13 protein-coding genes are annotated in these 20,794 nt (G+C 67.0%); 2 read left to right on the forward strand and 11 right to left on the reverse strand.

Annotated elements, in window-relative coordinates; translation table 11 throughout:
* Positions 1-15 precede the first annotated feature (15 nt).
* The 4 genes from DN051_RS43425 to DN051_RS43440 all read right to left on the reverse strand — a co-directional run bounded on the left by DN051_RS43425 (position 16) and on the right by DN051_RS43440 (position 4,949).
* Entirely contained in the window at positions 16-951 is a 936-nt protein-coding gene (locus DN051_RS43425; protein WP_053757703.1) for a sigma-70 family RNA polymerase sigma factor, read from the reverse strand.
* 10 nt (positions 952-961) lie between these two features.
* Positions 962-2,152 (reverse strand): NAD(P)/FAD-dependent oxidoreductase, encoded by a 1,191-nt coding sequence (locus DN051_RS43430; RefSeq protein ID WP_112443225.1) that lies wholly within the window; start codon positions 2,150-2,152, stop codon positions 962-964.
* 164 nt (positions 2,153-2,316) lie between these two features.
* Positions 2,317-4,095 (reverse strand): sensor histidine kinase, encoded by a 1,779-nt coding sequence (locus DN051_RS43435; protein ID WP_342781597.1) that lies wholly within the window; start codon positions 4,093-4,095, stop codon positions 2,317-2,319.
* Positions 4,096-4,208: 113 nt separating this feature from the next.
* Entirely contained in the window at positions 4,209-4,949 is a 741-nt protein-coding gene (locus tag DN051_RS43440) for a response regulator transcription factor (protein ID WP_053757705.1), read from the reverse strand.
* Between the two features lie 483 nt (positions 4,950-5,432).
* Between DN051_RS43440 and DN051_RS43445 the strand changes: the two genes are divergently transcribed.
* On the forward strand, positions 5,433-6,500 hold the full coding sequence (locus DN051_RS43445) for an NAD(P)-dependent alcohol dehydrogenase (protein WP_199315050.1): 1,068 nt from the start codon (positions 5,433-5,435) through the stop codon (positions 6,498-6,500).
* Between the two features lie 75 nt (positions 6,501-6,575).
* On the opposite strand, the gene DN051_RS43450 is transcribed toward DN051_RS43445, so the two are convergent.
* Both DN051_RS43450 and DN051_RS45595 read right to left on the reverse strand, forming a co-directional pair.
* On the reverse strand, positions 6,576-7,262 hold the full coding sequence (locus DN051_RS43450) for an acetate uptake transporter (protein ID WP_112443228.1): 687 nt from the start codon (positions 7,260-7,262) through the stop codon (positions 6,576-6,578).
* A gap of 144 nt (positions 7,263-7,406) precedes the next feature.
* Positions 7,407-7,778, reverse strand: a complete 372-nt coding sequence (locus DN051_RS45595; RefSeq protein WP_162625202.1) for a hypothetical protein — start codon at positions 7,776-7,778, stop codon at positions 7,407-7,409.
* 196 nt (positions 7,779-7,974) lie between these two features.
* Here DN051_RS45595 and DN051_RS43455 point away from each other — a divergent pair, with 196 nt between their 5' ends.
* Complete coding sequence (locus DN051_RS43455) at positions 7,975-8,667, forward strand: type 1 glutamine amidotransferase domain-containing protein (RefSeq protein WP_053764254.1); 693 nt, start codon at positions 7,975-7,977, stop codon at positions 8,665-8,667.
* A 70-nt stretch (positions 8,668-8,737) separates the two neighbouring features.
* Here the strand turns inward: DN051_RS43455 and DN051_RS47420 are convergent, their stop codons facing one another.
* From DN051_RS47420 to DN051_RS43480, 5 genes are all read right to left on the reverse strand, one after another.
* A complete protein-coding gene (locus tag DN051_RS47420; protein ID WP_281289073.1) occupies positions 8,738-12,376 on the reverse strand; it encodes a S8 family serine peptidase in 3,639 nt (1,212 codons plus the stop codon).
* Between the two features lie 132 nt (positions 12,377-12,508).
* Positions 12,509-16,135: a S8 family serine peptidase gene (locus DN051_RS43465; protein ID WP_112443229.1), complete on the reverse strand. Its 3,627-nt coding sequence runs from the start codon at positions 16,133-16,135 to the stop codon at positions 12,509-12,511.
* Between the two features lie 642 nt (positions 16,136-16,777).
* On the reverse strand, positions 16,778-17,815 hold the full coding sequence (locus DN051_RS43470) for a helix-turn-helix domain-containing protein (protein WP_246041215.1): 1,038 nt from the start codon (positions 17,813-17,815) through the stop codon (positions 16,778-16,780).
* A 224-nt stretch (positions 17,816-18,039) separates the two neighbouring features.
* On the reverse strand, positions 18,040-19,449 hold the full coding sequence (locus tag DN051_RS43475; RefSeq protein ID WP_112443231.1) for a serine/threonine-protein kinase: 1,410 nt from the start codon (positions 19,447-19,449) through the stop codon (positions 18,040-18,042).
* A gap of 521 nt (positions 19,450-19,970) precedes the next feature.
* The gene (locus DN051_RS43480; protein WP_112443232.1) at positions 19,971-20,528 is read right to left on the reverse strand and encodes a hypothetical protein; all 558 of its coding nucleotides are present in this window, start codon (positions 20,526-20,528) and stop codon (positions 19,971-19,973) included.
* Positions 20,529-20,794: the final 266 nt, after the last annotated feature.

The following is a 20,794-nucleotide window of genomic DNA, read 5'->3' on the forward strand; positions in this document are numbered from 1 at the left end:
GCCTCGTGGCGCCGGTCACCATGCGCTGATGACCGGCGCGCCGGGTTCATGCCGCCGCCAGACCTCGTTGAGGCGCACCAGCCGGTCCGCGGCGGCCATGCCGCACAAGGACGCGACCCGACCGTCGCTGACTTCGAACATCACAGCGCCCACGACCCGGTCGTCGACCACGGCGAGGACCGCCGGAGAGCCGTTGACCGCAGCGATATGGATCGCGGGCGAGCCACCGGCCAGCCGCCGCTTCGCCGGCGTCGGCCTGAAGCCGGCCCGCACAAAGGAAGCGACCCGCTCACGCGTCTCGTAGCGCAGCAGCCGCTTGCCCAGCCCGGCTCCGTCCGAGACCGCCGTCACGTCCTCCGTGAGCAGCGCCACCAGCCGTTCGATACGCCCCGAGGTGGCGGCGGCGAGGAACTCCTCGACGACCCGGCGCGCGGACACGGGGTCTGCCGCCCCGCGACGGCGCTCGGCCGCGACCCGGATCCGAGCCCGGTGGACATGCTGCTGGCTCGCGGACTCGGTGATCTCGAGGATCCCGGCGATCTCGGCGTGACTGTACGAGAAGGCCTCACGCAGGACGTAGACGGCCCGCTCGACCGGCGAGAGGCGCTCCAAGAGGGTCAGTACGGCCAAGGACACCGATTCGCGCCGCTCGAACGTGTCCGCCGGCCCGAGCATCGGGTCACCTTCGAGGAGCGGCTCCGGCAACCAGGAACCGGCCGCGCGCTCGTGACGCGCCCGCGCCGAGCGCAGCCGGTCCAGACAGAGATGCGTGACGACCTTGGTCAGCCAGGCTTCCGGCACCTCGACCCGTGCGCGATCCACGGCCTGCCAGCGCAAGAACGTGTCCTGCACGACGTCCTCGGCGTCGGCGGCCGAGCCGAGCAGACGGTACGCGAGCGAGGCCAGCCGGCCCCGGCTGGCCTCGAACCGATCGATGGCTGCACCGTCCATGCGCAACAGCCTAGGCAGAGACCCTCACCCCAGCCCGGTCAGGCGCACCGGCCAGGCGGCGCTGACGCTTCGGCATGCCGAAGGTCGGGTGGGCGACACCCCACCCGGCGCCCTTGAGCACGCCCGACTTGAGCCGAGCGGCGATCCGGCCGCCCAGATACCAGGACTTCGACCGGACCTCCCCGTCCACCATCTGGAAGATCGCGTCCCGTCGTCCGAGGCTGATGTGGTTGCCGTAGTACTTCAGCCCGGTGGTCGGGACCTCGCCGCCCGTCAGCCGCGCGATGATCGCGGCGGTCGCCTGCATGTTGGTGAAACCGGCCGAAGCACAGGACATCGGCAGCGGCCGGCCGTTCTCCCCGATCGCGTAGGCGCAGTCACCGGCGGCGTAGACGTTCGGGTGCGAGACCGAGCGCATGGTGCGGTCCACGACGATCTGGCCGGTCTCGGCGACCTCCAAGCCACTGCCGGCCGCGAGAGGATGCACCGCGAACCCGGCCGACCACACCGTCACATCGGCCGGGATGGACCTACCGCCCGCGGCGATCGCCCGCGTCGGCTCGACGGCTTCGATGCCGGTGTGCTCGTGGACGGTGATACCGAGCCGGTCGAAAGCCTGGTGCAGGTGACGGCGGGCCTTCGGAGAGAGCCAGGCACCCAGTTCGCCGCGGGCGGCGAGGGCTACCGAGAGATCAGGCCGGGACTCGGCGAACTCGGTGGCGGTCTCGATCCCGGTCAAGCCCTCACCGACGACCAGCACGGTACCGCCTGCGCCCAGACCGGCCAGGCGCTCACGCAGACGCAGCGCCGAGGACCGGCCGGCCACATCGAAGGCGTACTCAGCCACGCCGGGAACGCCATGATGCGCCGCGGCGCTGCCGAGCGCATAGAGAAGCGTGTCGTACGCGAGCTCACCGTCGCCGTCGTCGCCGGTCACGGCAACGGTCCTGCGTACGGGGTCGATGCCGGTGACGCGCGCCAGGCGCAGCCGCACTCCGGTGCCCGCGAAGACGTCGGCGAGCTTGCGGAACCCGAGGTTCTGACCGATCGCGAGCTGGTGGAGCCGCATCCGCTCGACGAAGTCGGGCACGGCGTTCACGACGGTGATCTCGACGTCGGCGGGGGAGAGCCGGCGGGCCAGGTTCCCGGCGGCGAAAGCCCCGGCGTACCCAGCGCCGAGTACGACGATGCGGTGCTTCATGGCATGACTCCTGTCTCGTTCGCGTCCCACTTGAACGAGACAGCGCCCCGATCCCTGACAGAAGCCGGATGTGACGCCGGTCACCGGCCAAGACGAGCGGTAGTGCCTCGCCTCCGCGAGACACCGGTGCCTGTCCTGGGCAGCCGAAAGGAGACGTCGGCCGCTTACCGACGATCCACCTCCTGTGCGGTCGGAAGTCGTAGCGTGAACACAGATCCCTTTCCCACGGTGCTGATCGCGGTCACCGTTCCGCCGTGGGCCTCCGTCAGCTTGCGGACGATCGCCAGACCCAACCCGCTTCCACCACCCTGCCGGCTGCGGGATTTCTCGGCACGCCAGAAGCGCTCGAAGACATGGGGCAGTTCCTCCGGTGCGATGCCCGAACCCGTGTCGGCCACGTCGATGACCACGTCACCGTGGTCGCAGCGGGCATCGAAAGTGACGGTTCCGCCTCTCGGGGTGTGACGGATCGCGTTGGAAGCGAGGTTGCCGAACACCTGGCGCAGGCGGACGGGATCCGCGTCCAGCACGGGCAACGACCGGCTGTCGGCAGCGATGGCAGCTGTCAACCGCACACCTGCCGCCTGCGCACCGGCCTGGTGGGCGGTGACGGTCGCCTCGATGAGATCGGTCACCTCAACAGGCTGCTTCGACAAGCGCAGTTCGCCCGCATCGGCCGCGGACAGATCGCGCAGGTCGTCGATGATGTGCTGCAGCAGAAACGCCTGACTGAGCAGCGATGCGACCAGATCCGTATCCGGCTGGGCGATGCCGTCCGCGACGGCCTCCAGCCATCCGCGGATGTTGCTGAGCGGAGTGCGCAGCTCGTGCGCGATGTCACTCGTCATGTTCTTGCGCAGGGATTCCAGTTCCGCTTGGCGTGCGGACATCGCATTGAACGCCGCCGACAACTGGGCGATCTCGTCGTTCCCCGCAACGTTCACGCGCGGGGAGGCCGAGCTCTCTCCCAAGGACTGGGCGGCCGAGGTCAAGGCGCGCAAGGGCTTGATCAGTCGGATGCCGACCAGGGTCGTGATGGCAACGGTCAGCAACAGGACCAGCGACGCGGCTCCGGCGATACGTAGTCGGTTGCCGGCCGACAGATCGAAGAACGCTGTGGGCAGACGTTCGTCACCGCCCACGTACAGCTGGACGGCGGGTGCCACGTAGGGTGCGAGTTGCTGACGGCGGCTGCTCGTGAGGCAGTTGTCGACTTTGACGGAGTCGGTCTCCTGGAACTCCGTCGCCGGCTGCCAGCTGAGGTTGAGAGCCAGCCGCACCGTCCCCGTTTCCTGTTGTGACAGACATGCGTTGACGAGGTTGTTGAGCGCCTGTAGTGCTTTTCGTTCGGTCGGCAGAGGCGTACCGAGCGCCGCGCTGTTGCATCGAGGGCTTGTGGTCGAGTCGGGATCCCGGGTGACCAGGCGTGGTCGTCCGTTGGGTCCGGCTCCGACCTCCGCCGGGACGCCCAGGACGGTGCGGAAGCATTCGACGACGTCGACCGCGGCTTGATGAAGCCGCCGCTTCTCCCATGTCGTCAGTCGGAACGGGCCGATGGCACGCGGATCGATCGCTTCGTTCACCGCATCGGGCGTGAGCTGTGAGTCGACCTTGAGCGGGTCGACCGTGGTCAGGGGCCGTTCAGGTGGGCGCAGAGCGCGACCAGGGGTGGTGGCGGAGTCCCGTACGGCATGCCCTTCGGGATCCGTCAGGAGGATGCGCTGCCCTGTGCTGTCAGCGAGGTCCTCGACAAGTTGGCCGGCGTTGTCCCAGCTGGTGTGCGTGGCTGCATAGCCGAGGAGCGCGTCGTAGACCCTTGCGTCTTCGTCGGCGGCCAGTCCCCGTTCCTTGTCGATGGCGACCGTGGTTGTCCGTACGACGACCCAGGCCGTGGCCGTCACGGAGCACAGGGAAACGAGCGCCGAGACGGCCAACAGTCTCACCAGAAGACTGTGCCGCAGGCACGACCTGTCCCATTGGCGGCGGCGGGGGAGTCTCACTGTGAGCGGTGCTGCTGACGGCCGGGTGCCACCACGGTCCCTGGAAGCACGGCCCATTACCGCCGACTGCCTGGAGCTTCGCTCCCGGGCGCCGCATCCACCTGATCGGAGATCTTGTACCCGACGCCGTAGACCGTCACGAGAAGTCGTGCGCGGCGCGCATCGACCTCGATCTTCTTGCGTATGTTCATCACATGCATGTCGACGGTCCTGTTGGTTATGTGACGGTCGTAGCCGTGCAGATGCATCAGGATCTGAGCACGTGTGAACACCTGTCCCGGGTGCTCGGCGAGCAGTTCGAGAATCCGGAATTCCCCCGGCGTGGAGTCGATCACGCGGTCATGAACCCGAATCTCGTGCCGTGCCTGGTCGACGACGAGGGGGCCGGCTCGCAGTATCGTCTCGGGCTCCGCCGGCGTCTGCCGTGCGCCGCGCCGGAGCAGAGACCGTATGCGTGCCATCAATTCCCGGGGACTGAAGGGCTTGGTCATGTAGTCGTCCGCCCCCAGGTCGAGTCCGAGCAGGAGATCGTCCTCGGCGGAGCGTGCGGTGAGCATCAACACGGGAAGGTCCACGAGAGGCGGTTCGCTCCGGATGATGCGACATACGTCCAGGCCGCCGACGCGGGGCATCATCACGTCCAGAACCAGCAGATCAGGCGTGCGGCTCCGCACCGCTTCCAAGGCCGCCCGACCGTCGTGCACGACGGTCACGTCGTGACCCTCGTGCTGCAGGTACCGGCGAACCAGCTCTGCCTGTCCCTCGTCATCGTCGGCCACCACCACGTGCGCATGCATGCCGCGGAGCATAGGAACCTCCTGTTGATGTTGTGTTGACGTTTGATTGATGGATGAACTCACCGGCGCAGTACGCCTTCTTGACCATGTCCTGACCGGCATACGCCACGCTCCACGTCATGAAGAAGCCCACGCCGGGTCGATCGAACCGGAGTCTGACCAAAATCGCTGCCGTGACCGCCGCCGTGCTGCTCAGCGGGGGTGTCCTGACAGCCTGCTCGTCCCCGGCTCGGCACAACCCGCAGGCGAACTCTGTGTAATTCGACCATCACGCAATGTGCACCAAAGTCGACGTGAGTGGTATCGGCGCGCCGCATATGGGATAGGCGTGCTGATTCCGGGTGCGAAGTGGGGGTGTGCGGGGGATTCTGGTCGTGTCCAAGCGGCCTGACGTGAGTCGGTACGGGCGGATCAGTCCCGCCCGGTGGTTGTTACGCGCGTGCGTGCCGCTCCTGGCCGGTGAAAGCGAGGCGCCCCATGCAGATGCGAGCAGCGCGGATGCACGGGTACAACGAACCTCTTCGGCTTGAAGAGGTACCCGTTCCCGAACCCGCCCCGGACCAAGTTCTGGTGAAGGTCGCGGCGGTAGGTATGTGCCGCAGTGACTTCCAGCTCATCGAGGGCTACTTCAAGGGTCCGTTTCCTGTGGACTTCCCCTACATACCCGGCCATGAGGTTGCCGGTCGTGTGGTGGGGAAGGGCAGCGCCGTCCCGGATTCGCCGGGCTACTCCGAGGGCGACATGGTCGTGGTCCTCACGAGTTGGGGCGACGGCACGTGCCGTCAGTGCCGTGAGGGCAACGAGCAGATCTGCAGCGGCACGGGCCGGTGGGTCGGGTTCGGGCCTCCTGGAGGCTACGCCGAGTACATAGGGGTGCAGTACGCCCATGCCATTCCGGTCTCGGAGGAGGCCGCCCGGCATCCCGAGTTCCTGGCCCCGATGACGGACGCGGGGCTGACTCCGTACCGGGCGATGAAGAAGCTGCGTGACACGGGCAAGGTGGTGCCCGGGCGTGTCATCGGTGTCACCGGTATCGGCGGTCTGGGCAGCTACGGGGTCCAGTACGCGAAGCTGCTGGGCGGCGGTGCGACGGTGGTGGCCCTGACCCGCTCGGACAACAAGCTGGACGTGGCGAAGGACAACGGCGCGGACCACGGGATCAACGTCCGGGACAAGTCCACCGAGGCCATCCAGGACACGCTGGAGTCGCTGACCGGCAGCAGGACGCTCGATGCCGTGCTGGACTGCGTCGGCAGCAAGGACGCCATCGCGATGGCCTTCGACGTGCTCGGCTCGGAAGGCATCGTGGCCTCCGTCGGTCTCATGGACCACCACGTCGAGCTTCCCCAGTTCCCGTTCGTCGGGACGGAGCGCTCCTACTTCGGCTCGTTCTGGGGCAACTACGAGGACCTCGCGGAGGCGCTCGCTCTCGCGGATGCCGGCCTCGTCAAGCACAACGTCACCAAGATCAAGCTGGAGGACGTCAACGAGAACCTGGAGGCTCTCGGCCGAGGCGACGTCGTCGGCCGCCTGGTCATCACCTTCGAATGACATCGAGCCGCGTGTCAGCGGGACGGCCACCCGGTGGGGACCGTCCCGCTGACACGGCCGCTTTCCGGCGGAAACCTATCGTCGGTATCCCGAATATTCGTCGCCGGCTTCCTTCTCACCGGCAGACGCGGTGATGGAGTGCGGCCGGCTCTTGTGGTGTGCCAGGTGGGCCAGCCTCTTGCCCGGGTCCGGGAACGTCGGAACCAGGTGCCGGCCCCAGGTGCCGTTGATGAGAGCGGCGAAGGACGCGTACCAGGCGATCAGCGCGGTCAGGAACCCGAAGCCGCCGGCCCACTGGAACACTCCCGGGGACTGCATGAAGTTGGCGGCCGTGAACAGCGTGAAAGTGACCGTCGCGCACATGAACGCGGCCAGCAGTACGCCGCTGATACGGAGTGTCGCAACGGTCAGATACAGCGTGAGAACCGCCCAGGGGAGATTGAACAGTCCGTTGGCGATGTGAACCTGGTCGGGCGGCAGCCTGGGTTCAACGGCCATGCCGTACACGGCGTACGCGATCCAGAAAGCACCGTACGAGCTGAAGGCGGTGGCGCCGAAGGTGCTGCCCTGTCTGAACTCGACCCATCCGGCGATCAGCTGGATCACGCCGCCGAAGAACAGCGCGACGGGAAACACTGCCGGCGTCAGCGAGGGGTCGATGCCGACATAGAAGAAGCTGAGCATGAATGTGGTGGTCCCAAATCCGGCCAGGCCCAACGGCGCGGCATCCGGACTCGGCAACGGGCGAGCGGGCGCGGCCATGAAACTTCTCCCCATGTGCGGAGGGGCTGGTGGGAGCCGATCGCCTCAGCATGCGTCCGCTGATCGCACCCGGCAACTCGTGGGTCCCGGGCCGTTCCCGGCCGGCGACTCCATCAGGTGGCCCGATGGAGTCGCCCGCCGTCATCAGTTCGACTTCGTCGTCTCTCGTGCCCTCGCCGAACCGAGCGCGCGGAGCCCGTCGACACCTTGCAGGAGCAGGGCACAACCGACGAGCAAGATGAAGCCCTCGAAAACGGTCCACTCTCTCGAAGCCCCGGCCAAGAGAACAGTGACGGCTTGTACCATGACGAGAATACCGGCCAGTATGTGAAGTACTCCCACGCCTCGATTTGCCGGTATGAACCGCCACCAAGGATCGTTGAACTTCCCTTGCTGAGCTGCTCCCATCGGTGTTCCTTTCCTGACGGCTGAAACGGCCAGGGTTGCGTCTTTCCGGATACCCGAGCCGTAAACATGCGCGGGAACAACACGGTTCGGCGTCAGCGAGAGTTTCATGCACCTGTGATCGAAACAGGCGCTCAGGTTCAATGATGTGGCACGCATATTCAGATAGCCGTGGTATGGCGAGCGCCATGCGTTCCACCTGGGCTGCGGCTTCATCGCTCGGTGGCTAATCTGGGGTGAGGCTTTTGACGCTGAGCGGCAGGAGTCCTCCTGTCGTGCGACATCTCAAATGACGGGCGTGACTGACATGGCCAAGATCTTGTTCGTGATGACCGGCGCCGCCTACTGGACCCTCAAGAACGGCCACAAACACCCCACCGGGTACTGGTCCGAAGAGTTCGCGGCGCCCTACAGCATTTTCACCGGAGCCGGTCACCAGATCACCGTCGCCACTCCCGGGGCGGTGATTCCGACGCTGGACATGATGAGCCTGCGGCCCAGCATGAACAACGGCGAGGAGAACGCTCTCAAGCTCGAGAACGTGATTCGGGAAGCGGACGAACTGCGCAGTCCCATCTCCCTGAAGGACGTGCGCCTGGAGGACTACGACGCGGTCTACTACCCCGGAGGACACGGCCCCATGGAGGACCTGTCCACCGACGCCGAGTCGGGGATGCTCCTGCGGCGGGCTCTGGCCTCCGGCAAGCCACTGGCCATCGTGTGCCACGCTCCGGCCGCCCTTCTCGCCACGCGCGACGAGAACAACGAGACGCCCTTTGCGAACTACCGCCTCACAGGCTTCACCAACGACGAAGAAGCCGGAGTCGGATTCGCCGACGAGGCGAAGTGGCTGCTGGAGGACGAACTCAGGAAGCTGCCCACCGACTACTCCCGCGGTCCGACATGGCAGCCCTACATCGTCGTGGACCGAAACCTCTACACCGGCCAGAACCCAGCTTCGTCCACGAAGCTCGCCGAAGAGGTCCTCAAAGTCCTCTGAGCCGAGTCGTCGGAGACGGGCCGCCGTCCGGGCCCCCAGCCAATGGGGCCCGGACGGCACTACGCGCCCGTCACCTCAAGCCGAACGCGCGGATCACGGTCTGCTCGACGCTGTTGCCACGACTGTCGCGGGCTTGGGCACGCAAGGTCACGTGCTTGGCGCCGGCGGGTGCGCGCAGTTGCGTCTCCCAACCGTGCCCCGTCTTCTTCAGTCGCTGCTCCCGCCAGGTGGCCCCGTCGTCGTAGGAGACCCACAGGCCGGCGGACCGGACGGTCCCGGCGTTCGTTGCTGCCGGCAGATGGGACGGGAGGAGTGTCACCTTCGCGGAGCGGGCAGCCTTGTGCTCCAGATCGGTGTCCAGCGCGTAGTCGAGCTGGAGGAGTGGCAGGCGGGCGGTCCTGCCTTGCTCGCCGGAACCGGACACGAACTGCCAGGTCGTCCGCGTCCGGGTCGAGTACGGGTAGAACGCCGGGTCGCGCTCCGTTGTCGCGACGAGCCGGTACGGAAGCAGCTCTGGGCGCAACTTCGTCTGGGTTTCGAGGTAGCCCCCGGGTGTCTCGGCGACGAGGGTGTTTCCTTGGTAGAGGGCCAGTGTCTGGTCGAGCTGGCCAGGAACCGCGATCCCGGCATGATCCGCGCCCGAGTCACCCCAGCCCGGTACGGAGAATATGAACCCGGCGTCCGAGCGCTGCGGAAGATCGATCGAGTCATTGAGGCGAGGTCGCTGGATCGGGCCGAACCACTGCTCCCTGTGAGTGCTGCCCGCCGGATAGGCGATGCTCGCGCCCCACTGAATGACTTCCGGGGTGAACACTTCGGTCATCCACCGTACGGAGTCGTCGGCGGTGACCCAGTCGGTGCGGAATCGCTGGGTGACTTCGATCGGTGCGTTGCCGACCTTGGTGTGCCGGTGGGGCGTGATGTCGAAACGGGAGTCGAGCGCCGTCTCGCCGGACCGGCGGCGGAAGTCGACGTCGACCCGCGCCAGTTGGCGCTGCTGAGGCCGGTAGGTGAGGTTGTCCGGGACACGGCCGTTCCAGTGCCGGACCAGGTCGTAGAGGTAGTCGGTCGTGGGGTGTGAGGTGACGCGGAGGCTGACGCCTCCCTTGCTCACCTGGGAGATCAGGTGTTCTCCCAGGTCCTTGGTCAACGTCGCCACCGTCACCGGTGTGCGGCTGACGCCGTCGAAGTACCGTCCCGGCTCGCCGTTGACGATGAGCAGCAACTTCACGCCGGCCTTCTCAGCGGCGGTCACCTGCTTGTCGAGGTTGCCGCGGCGGACCACGGCGACCTTGCCCTTGGCGTCCAGGCCGGAGTAGTCGGCAGCGGTGCCGGTACCCGCGAAGACCGCGGCCACATGCCTGCTTCCCTCAGGAAGCCGGGCCGATCCGGGCAGCAGCCACAGATCGTCGAAGGACTGGCTCCCCGATTCGACGGAAAGTTCGGGCTGGATCTTGCGCCAGCGCGCGGTGACGGACATTTCGTCGCCGTCCACCCGGTCGCCGGGCTTCGCCCACATGCTGTCGAAAGCCATCGGAACGGTGTAGGCGTCGGTGACGGAAGCCGTGTCGCCCAGGGAGCGGTGGTAATCCATCCGCAGACGCGCGTCGACGCTCTCCTTCGGCGTGACCGCCTTCACCTCACGGAGCGCGGTGCCGTCCAGCGTCACGGTGGTGTCGGTATCGACGACCACCTTGGGCGCGGCGAGCAGGCCCACCCCTCGTGAGCTGGGACCGTGAGCGCCCTCGACCACTCCCCACGCCCACACCGCATAGGTTCCCTCCGGCACCAGCACATCCGCCGTACCGCTTCCGGTCTGGAAGGGGTAGGCGACGCCGGCCGGGTCGTTCTCGCGGATCACAGTGATCGATGCCGGGACGGGTTCCCCGTTCCTGCCGGTGACCTTGATGACGAGGTGGTGAGGCTGGTCCTCGGTGCTGACACCGACGACCGTGTCGGCCAGGACCTGTCCGCCCGGGCCGGTGGCCTCGATGACACCCGTGTACAGGCCCTTGTCCGAGGTCGTGCTCAGATCCGCCGCGACCGTGACCGTCTCGGTACCGCCCGCCGGCACGGTGACCCGGTCGCTGGAGAGCGTGATCAGTCCGTGGGGAACCCCAGGCGCGTCGAGTGCCAGATCGAGGGTGATGTCCGTGCCGGACGTGTTGGTGTAGGTGACCTGTCGTTCGGCCGCCCCGGACAGCTTGTTGTTCCTGGGGTGGATGCCGAGGTAGGCGGTGCCGGTGGCGACCACCGGCGCCTTTGTCGTCGCGGCGATGTCCAGCCGCCCGCTGCCACCGTCGTAGGGGCCGAGCTCCGGGGTCGACTTGGCCGTACTCACCAAGGCGTCCTTGAGCTGCTGACCGGTCCAGTCAGGATGTTCCGCGGCCAGGAGCGCTGCCGCGCCCGCGACATGAGGGGTGGCCATCGACGTGCCGCTCATGGTGGTGTAGTGACCCTCACCGGGCGAGTACTGCGACCGTGCGGCCAGCACGTCCACGCCCGGAGCGGTGATCTCGGGCTTGAGAGCGTGATCCACCAGACGCGGTCCACGGCTGGAGAAGAGGGCGATCTGGTCCTCGCCATTCACCGCGCCCACCGTGAGCGCGGCGTCCGCCGCCCCCGGAGACTCGACGGAGGAAGCGTTGGGGCCGTTGTTGCCCGCCGCGACGACGAAGAGTGCGCCCGTCTCCTCGCTGAGCGTGTTGACGGCCTGGCTGAGCAGGTCAGTGCCGTCCGTGGGATCTCCGCCGATGCTCATGCTGATGATCTTCGCCCGCTGGTCCTTCGCCGCCCATTCCATGCCGGCCAGGAGCCAGGAGTCGTATCCGGACCCGCTGTCGTTCAGCACCTTGCCCACGTGCAGGTCGGCGCCCGGTGCGACGCCCTTCTCCTTGCCCTGGGAGGCGGCACCGGTGCCGGCGACGGTGGCGGCCACGTGTGTGCCGTGGCCGTGCCGGTCGGTGACCGCTTGCCCCGGGACGAAGCTGGCGCTCGTCTCGATACGGCCGTCCAGGTCCGGATGCTGGGCGTCGACACCGGTGTCCAGGACCGCGACGTCGACGCCTTCCCCGGTGTTGCCTTCCGCCCAGACCGAGGGAGCACCGACCTGGGCCACCGTGTCCGCCAGGTCGGCTTCGATCTTGCTGTCCAGCCACACCTTCGCGACTCCTTGAGCGAAGGAGGGAGAGGCGCTCTCGCTACGGCTTCCCGCATCCGCAGCCTGATGACCTGTCAGGGCTGACCAGAAGTCGTCCGCCCGGCCGAGATCCTCGGTCACCGCCTTGCCCCGGACACTGTCGAGCGAGCGCACCTCCCTGGATCCCTCGGGTACCGCTCCCGAACGCTTCGCGGCGGCGTCGTTCTTGTAGGTCAGGATGAGGGGGAGCCGTTCCGCGTCGCCGTAACCCTCGCGGAGAAGCCGCGTGACGTTGAAGAGGCGCTTGTCGATCAGCCCGCGGCCGAGGTACGGCATGGCGCTGTCCGGATACACGTAGGTGTCCGCACCCATGGAGGTCACATGAGCACCGACGGGTTCGCCGTCGGGTCCCTGGACCGTCGTGGTGCCGGGAGCGGAACCCCCGGAACGTACGGTGACCCTGTCTCCGGTGACGAGAGTGACCGTACGGGAAATGACGCTCTCGTCCACGGAGGTGGGCTTGTCCGGTGTGCTCGCCGCGTCCGTGGAAGCGTACGCGTGCGGGATCACTGAGACTGCGCCCAGAACCGCGGCGACGAGACGTCTTGATGTGCGTGGGAACCTGGATATCAATTCAGATCCTTCGTGAGGCTTTGACGGGTCCGTTATGGATCCGGCGATTCGGCGTCCGGGTGCACGACCTCAGCCGATGCCGACCGCCCGTGTGATCGTCTGGGTGACGGCGTTGCCGTGACGGTCCGTCGCATGGGCGCGTACGGTCAGGAACGACGCCTTCGCCGGGGCGCTCAGCCGTACCTCGGTGCCGTCGGCGCCGTGCCGGAGCTGTGCGTTCCGCCAGGTGACCCCGTCGTCGTACGAGAGCTCGACCCTCGTCGTGCGGACCGATGCGCGCGGACCTCCGGGCAGGTGGGACGGTGCGACCGTCAGCGTCGCGTCCCGCTTCGCCGTCCCGTCGAACCTGGTCGGGATGCCGTAGTCGAGCTGGATCAACGGCAACTGCACCTTCTCGGAGGCATCACGTGCCGCCGCCGACCGGAAGGACCATTCGGTGAGCGTCCGCGTCGAGTACGGGAGTGATCCGTTGTGCTCGGTGCGGGTGACGAGTCGGTACCCGGCCGGCGCCGCCACGGTGTCCGCCTCGATCCAGGAGCCGTCGGTCCCGGCGATCCGCTTGGCCCCCCGGTACAGGTCGGTCGACTGAGTGCCATGGCCGTACGTTCCGACGTGGTTCTGCCCGGAGTCGCCCCAGCCCGGCAGGTCAGGAGCCACCATCCGGTTGCCCGTGCGGTACGGCAGTTCGACGATGCTGCCGTTCAGCCTCGGGCGTTGAATCGGGCCGAACCAGGTGACCTCGGAGGTCCGCCCGGCGGAGTAGGTGAGGATGTCCGTGCTCTGCACCGCCGTCGCCGCGGCCACCACGAGGTACTGCCGCCAGCGCACCGACGGGTCCGCGGTCACGTAGTCGGTGCGGTGCCTGCCGGTGTCGGCCGGCACGGCCACGCCGCTTTCCCGGGTGGTGTAGGGCTGGAGGTCGAACCGGTACTCCTCGACCTTGTGCTCCGGATTGTTGCGGAAGTCGTTCTCGACGGTCGCCAGTTGCCCGGTCTTCGGAGCGTAGACCGGCCGTGCGGGGATCTCGTCGCGCCAGGTGTGCGTGAGGTCGTAGAGGTACGAGGTGACGGGGTTGGACACGGCGTGCAGGGTGACGCGGCCGTTTCCGGCCGCCTGGATACGGGAGATCAGCTTCTCGCCCGCGCTCGCGGAGAGTCCGACCACGGTCAGGGGCGTCCTGCTGATAGGGGAACGCAGACGGCCGAAGTCGTCATTCACGATCAGCAGCAGTGCCGCGCCGGCGTCCCTGGCCGCCGGGATCTGTTCGCTGTCGTCACCGCGCCGGACCACAACGGCCTTGCCGGCCGCGTCGATCGAGGCGTAGTCGGCCGGGTTTCCGTCGCCCGCGAAGACGGTCTTCAAGGTCCGGCTTCCCGCCGGCAGCCTGCCCGAGCCGGGCTGAAGCCACAGGTCATCGAACGACTGGTCGCCCGAGGTCAAGGTCAGCACCGGCTGCAGCTTGCGCCACCGCGCCGTGTAGAGCATCGAGCCCTCGGTGACCTTGCGGCTCTGCTGGGCCCAAATGCTGTCGACGCGTGCATCGACCAGAGCCGAGACGCTCACCGTCTCGGCGGGGGCGAAGGACCGGATGTAGTCGATGCGCCCCTCCGTATCGCTGACGCTGGGACGGGGAGTCCGCGCTTCGGTGAGGCGGAGCGTCGGACCTCCGAGCGTGACGTCGGTGTCGCGGGTCAAGGAGATCTCCGGTTGACCGAGCAGCCCCAGGCCGAGCGAGGACTCCCCCTGAACACCCCGGACGTGCGCGAACGCCCATGCCGCGTAGGTACCGGGCGGCAGAATCCGATCCACTTCGCCATCGGAGCTGTAGACGATGGAGTAGGCGTCTGGCCCGCCGTCCTTGCGCAGCAGCTCCACCAGTCCGTCAACCGGCTTGCCCTGCTGGTCTCGCAGTTTGAGCCGCAGGTGGTAGGGCTTCTCCTGCGTGCTGACGCCGATCAGCGTGCGGGTGGTCACCGTGCCGGAAACCGAGGCGATGACGTGTCCCCGGTATCGGTGAGCTGCCGGGGCCTTGTCCAGGTGCGTGGTCATGGTCGCCGACGCGGTGCCGTGGGCAGGGACGGTGAGCCGCGAGGCCGACAGGGTGAACAGGCCTTCCGGAGCCCCGGGTGCCTCGATGGCCAGGTCCACCGTCACCGGCTCACTCCCGGCATTCGTCCAGGTGACCTGCTTGCCCACGGTCTCGCCGGGATCGCCGCCGAGCGAGTGCATGCCCGCGTCGGCGGTCGCCGTCGCGATGAGGGAGGAGCGGACGGCGGCCGCCGCGTCGACTCTTCCGTTGCCGCCGTCGTCGGCGCTGATGGCGTCGGTCGGGGCAGCCGTGCTGACCAGCGCGTCCTTGAGAAGTGTGGCGTCCCAGTCGGGATGCCGGGCGGCCAGGAGGGCCGCCGCGCCCGCGACGTGAGGGGTCGCCATCGAGGTGCCGCTCAGGGCGGCGTAGTCGCCCTCGCCGAACCGGGCATGGCGGGACCGGGCGGCCAGAATGCCGACGCCGGGAGCGGTGATCTCCGGCTTGAGCGCGTCATCACCGAGTCGCGGTCCGCGGCTGGAGAACTGGGCGATCGAGTCGGCCGAGTCGACGGCGCCGACGGTCAACGCGGCGGTCGCCGTGCCCGGTGAGCGGACCGTGTGCTCCGAAGGCCCCGAGTTGCCGGCGGCGATGGTGAACAGGGCGCCGGTCTCAGCACTCAGCTCGTTCACCGACCGGCTGAGGAGATCGGTACCGTCAGCAGGCCGGTCCACGCCCAAACTCATGCTGATGACACGGGCCTTGACGTCCCGAGCCGCCCACTCCATCCCCGCCACGATCCAGGAATCGAGGCCGTAGTCCTCGTCGGCCAGCACCTTGCCCACGTGCAGGGACGCGCCGGGAGCGACACCTCGTTCCCGGCCGTCGGAGGCCGCGCCGGTACCGGCGATCGTGGAGGCGACGTGCGTACCGTGACCGCTTCCGTCGTCGACGGACTGGCCCGGTACGAAGGTCTTCGACGAGGCGACATCCTGCAGATCGGGATGGTCCACGTCGTAGCCGGTGTCCAGGACCGCGACGTCAACCCCCTTGCCGGTGTTGCCGTCGTTCCAGACCTGCGGGGCCCCGATCTGGGCGGTGCTGTCGGCAAGAGTGGCCTTGACCTTGCCGTCCAGCCACACCTTGGCGACACCGTTGGTGAAGGACGCGCTGCCCGCGGAGCGCCGCGATCCTTGGTCGTGTGGCTCATCGGTCAGTGCGGACCAGAACTCGGCAGCGTCGGACGCGCCGACCGTGAGCGCGGCACCGTTGACACTGGTGAGAGGCCGGACATCAGTTGCCTCGTCCGGCAGTCTCGCTGCCTGCCGCCGGGCGTCAGCCGCTGTGTCACCGAGGCCCTTGGCATAGGTGACGATGACGGGTACGCGGCTGACCTGCCCGTCGTCGTAGCCGTCGGCCATGAGCTGGGTGATGTTGAACAGGCGCTTGTCCAGCAACCCTGCCGCCAGGAACCTGGCGGCGGACGTCGGATAGACGTAGGTGTCCTTGCCGACGGTGCTGATCCTCGCGCTGGACTCGCTTCCGTCAGGGCCGCGAACGGCAACGGCCGCCGGACGGCCGTCCCCTGGGGTGACCGTCACCTTGTCGCCGGTGACGAGGGTGACGGAGACCGTGTTCGCGTGGACGGTCGGCGATTTCGCCGCGGCCATTGCCGACCGACCGGATGGATCGGTCCAGGGTTGGGCGCTCACAGCCGCCGACGGGATTGCCGTGACGACCAGCAGAGCCACTCCCACTACTGAAAGGCGTTGTCTGCCAGACAAGTTGTCGCTCAAAGGGATCCCTCTGAATCACAAAGCGGAATCGGGCGGCGGGAGTCTATGTGGCAGTTGACTGCTTGAGGAAGGGGTGTGGATGTCCCGGCGGAGAAATGTGAAACACGCCCTTAACTCATGCCGCGTTCGGAGCGGGGCAAACAGGGTGTTCTGCTCGCTGGGTTTCACGGCATAGCCGGAAAATGCACTCTTACCAACCGGAGGTCAGCAGCCGAAGCGTGACGCGCAATTTACATTGCGGAGCTGGCGCTTATGTTATTGAGGGTGACGCACATTTACTATCCTGTGAGCGGACGGAAATGATACAGCGTCAAAGAATGCGCTGACCGCGGCTACCAGGACAGTGCGCCGGTGAGTCCGCGACGCGGAACTCGAAGGGGGGACGCTCGCGGCACGGCGGGCCGGAACTCATCGGTGCCCGAGGCGAAGACGTGCCGGCGCGCGAACTTGCCGGCCTGTCTTCTCAAGACGGGGGCCGCCGGTCCAGCCGGCCGGTCACGTCTCCGCCGCCGGGACTCAGCCGTCCGTATCCCGGCGGTCCGATCCGCTGTGGTTTCTGAGGTACGCGGCTGGTGTCGCTCCATAGAAGGACTTGAAGTGCCGGATGAAGTGACTTGAGTCCGCGAAATGCCAGCGCGCGGCAATTTCAGAAATCCTGGCCGTGCTTCCCTGGCTCATCATTTCGGCGTGAGCCTTCTGAAGACGCCGCCGACGCGTGAAGGCCATGACGGAATCATTCGACTCAGAAAAGAACCGGTGCAGTGTCCGCACGGACACGCCGACCGTCTGGGCGACCATCACGGGGGAGAGGTCGTGTCGGTCCAGGTTCTTCTCGATGAAGTGCCTCGCCGCCGTCAAAGTCGCGTTCGGGTGTTCCTGCAGCCCGGCGATCGAACGATCGGACAGCATGCTGGAGAAGACTGACGCGCAGGCGTCCAAGGCGATACCTTGGGCCGAATGCGACTGATCCAAGTCGTCACTGCTCTTTTCGATCGCCTCCAGGAAATTGGTCAGGAAGCGCACTTCCGGCGTCTTGACATCGGAAATGAATGCCTGATTGAGTGCAGCCGGTGAATATGCTCGCGAAAACACCAGATGGCGAGGGATCGAAATCACGCGCAGTCGGGTGCCCGGACTGCAGGAAAACTCCCAAGACGCCCTTGTGTCGCGAATGCAAATGCGTCCCGGTGTCACGTCGTGCGATACGCCCTTCGCCGTGAACTCGATACGTCCGGAAGTCACCAGGTCGGCGACGACCGGATCTTGGTCCTGATCGCTTCCGGAAACGCCCGTGAGGGAGTCACAGTAGACCTTTGCGGAAAGTAAGCCGTCGAAGAGAAGGCCGTTCGCAGAGAATCTGAAGCCTCGGTGGGCGGACTGATCTGGAATGGACAGCCCAGTGAGATGCGAGAAGGGTCCGTCTTCCCATTCCTGGAAAGCGCGCGAGGTGTCCTGGACCTGCTGAGGAGTCAAGTGCATAAAAGATTTGAAGTCACTTGCACGTTCCCGATCCTGTGATGAATCGTCGACATGTTCCTGGTTTGCGTCGCTCATATGCGCCTCATTTCGACGCTCTGAAGTGGTCCATGGCAAGAGTGCAGGCGGCACGGTCGGACCGCTGCCTGCTGGGTAAGCTATATCGTTTCAAGGAAAGCTTGCGAACGGCGCCCACGACCTCGGGCGGCATAGGCGGCGGCATCTCGACACCGGCGCATCGTGTGGAATTGGTTGCGGGGACGAGCGTGGCTGTCAAGCCATGGCCACTGACGGGGTGTGCCTCAACCCTCGTCGCACTCAATCACCAGAAGTTCGCTGTCCGACCGGACCGCCTGCGGTTTGCGGACTTCGACGCCTATCAACGTACGGAAAGACTCACCGTAGTAGGTCGAAAAGTCCAGGCTTTTCGATTTCGTCGTTGCGTCACCCGCTGCGAACGGCAGCGTTTGCCACTCGTCGTCGATCAGCGAGTCCTTGTCCGTCACCCACCGGTACGACACCACGGCCGGGGTCCGATCGACGGTGAAGGTCGCGGTGAAGGTGGGAGCGTTCTCGTTGTAGGGCGGGCAGCTGCCCTGGTAGGCACTGCGCTCGCCGGACACGGACACCTCCACCGATCCGCTGGAGCGCGACGGCTCGGACTTCTCCGGCGCCGCCGTACTCTCCTGCCCGTCCCCGTTCGCCGCCCTGTAAGTGAGTCCTCCGCCCACGAGCAACAGTGCCACCGCACTCACGCCCAGCACGGCGGTTCGACGGCGACGTCTGTCGGGCCGGGGGGCGACCGGTGACCCGATGATCGGAGTGGTCACCTGACTTGTGGCCGGATGGGCCGTGACGCCAGTGGTGCGGCCGTCCCGAATCGCGCAGAGCTTCCGGTGCGTCTGCTCCGCGGCCAGACGCTCTTCCGGGTTCTTCTGCAGCAGCCCTTCGATCACGGAGGCAAGTGAGCCTGCTTGACGGGCCGGTGGGAGATCCTCTTCGACGATGGCGCGCAGGGTGACCAGCGGGGTTGTCTGCCGGAACGGCGAGCGCCCCTCGACTGCGGCATACAGCAGGATGCCGAGCGACCACAGGTCCGAGGCGGGCCCCAGCGCTTGGCCCAGTGCCCGTTCGGGTGCCAGGAACTCGGGGGATCCGACCATCTCACCGGCCATGGTGAGCCCGGACGTGCCTTCGAGCGTGGCGATACCGAAATCGGTGAGCACCACCCGGCCGTCGTGGGCCATGAGCACGTTGGCCGGCTTGACGTCGCGGTGCAGCACCCCGGCCGCGTGGGCGGCACGCAGGGCGGCGAGCACCTCCACGCCTACATGAGCCGCTCGTTGAGGCGACAGCGCTCCTTCGGCCTTGAGCAGATCCGCCATGGACGAACCGCGGATCAGCTCCATGACGATCCATGGACGCTCGTCTTCCTTGGCCACGTCATAGACGGTCACCACGTTCGGATGGCAGATCCGTGCCGCGGCCCACGCTTCACGTTCCAACCTGGCGTGCATGCGCTCGACTTCCGACGCCGCCAGATCATCAGGTGCTTTGACTTCCTTGACGGCCACTTCGCGGTGCAGCACCTGGTCGTAGGCGCGCCAGACCGTTCCCATGCCCCCCGTACCGAGGGCGGACAGCAGTTGGTAGCGGCCGGCTACGGTACGTCGGTGACCCTGCCCTGCGGACACGGCGCCCTCATCGAGCATTGGGCGGCCACTCCCCTTTCATGCTCAGTTTCTTCACGCGGAGGACAGGTCAAGCGAAGCTTCGCGATTGTCGGTCGCGCCATCCGTCCGATGATCAGTTTCGGCCAAGCGACTATAGACGCTTTTCGAGTCACGCCGCATTAGTTGGTATCTGTGCGCCACCTCTTTGGCACGGAAATGCGATCCCTCGGCAAAATGGGGCGCTTGCATCCACGAAGCGCTCCTCGAACTCGAGCATGCCAGTCCATCATCTACGCCCAACTCGGGTTCCCACAAAGGCTGTTGCATTCGCCCCGTCGAACAACGGCTCCTCTTGACCGGCAGCCTGCCATTCACACGGTGATGGGCCCGCAGTCGCGGAGTCGGTTGTCAGGGAATCTTCAGCTTTTGGGTGCGCCGCGGTAACTCGTGTCCGTGGTCGGTAACCGGGTCGCGGTGTGACGGTCACCAGAGGGGGTTGGGCCTGGTGGGGCCGGTGGTGATCGGTCCAATGTGGTGATCACGACGGGGAACACGCCCGGTCACCACAGCTGAATGGAGTTCGTCTCATGAAGGTCACCACTGCGCGCCGCGTTGCCATGGGTATTGCCGTCGCGGTCGCCGGGTTCGCTCTGACGGCCTGCGGTCCGGACGGGGGCAACACCTCCGGTGGAGCGGAGCCGTCGTCCACCGCGCCCGCGGGTGCCGCGGCCACGTCGGTCCCTGGCACGGACGGTTCCGCCCAGGGCGACCGTGCCGGTGCTCAGGATGCCGGGGGCGATGAGGACCTCTCGGAGCGTGAGCGTGCCGCTGCTCGTGAGCGTGGTGCCAGTGAGGATGAGGGTCTGTCCGAGCGTGAGCGTGCGGCTGCCCGTGAGCGTGCCGCTGCTGAGGGTGCCGGTGAGGATGAGGGTCTGTCCGAGCGTGAGCGTGCGGCTGCCCGTGAGCGTGCCGCCGCTGAGGGTGCCGGTGAGGATGAGGGTCTGTCCGAGCGTGAGCGTGCCGCTGCCCGTGAGCGTGCCGCCGCCGCCGGAAAGTAGCGGTACACCGACGAGCGGATACGTCGAGTGGGAGGCCGCCTCGACGAGTTCAGGCCCCACGGACCGTGCTGGAGAAGAGGCCCGGAACGGACACGCATCCGGGCCTCTCACCCGCGTAGGCACCTGCGGGGCCGGCGTGGTGGACAAGCCGTCGCGCTCAACCCCCCGGGGAAGGACGGTCACGTCGCATCCAGCGGTGCGCGTGAAAGGCCGAAGCCGCTACTCCCCGCACGCTCGCGGACCGACTGGCTCGGCGCGGGGCAACTGCCGGACGCAGGCCGCGAGTCGATGCCGAGCGCCGACTCCCGCGCGCGGTCCTGCCGACG

The organism is Streptomyces cadmiisoli, assembly GCF_003261055.1.
Taxonomy (GTDB): Bacteria; Actinomycetota; Actinomycetes; order Streptomycetales; family Streptomycetaceae; genus Streptomyces; species Streptomyces cadmiisoli.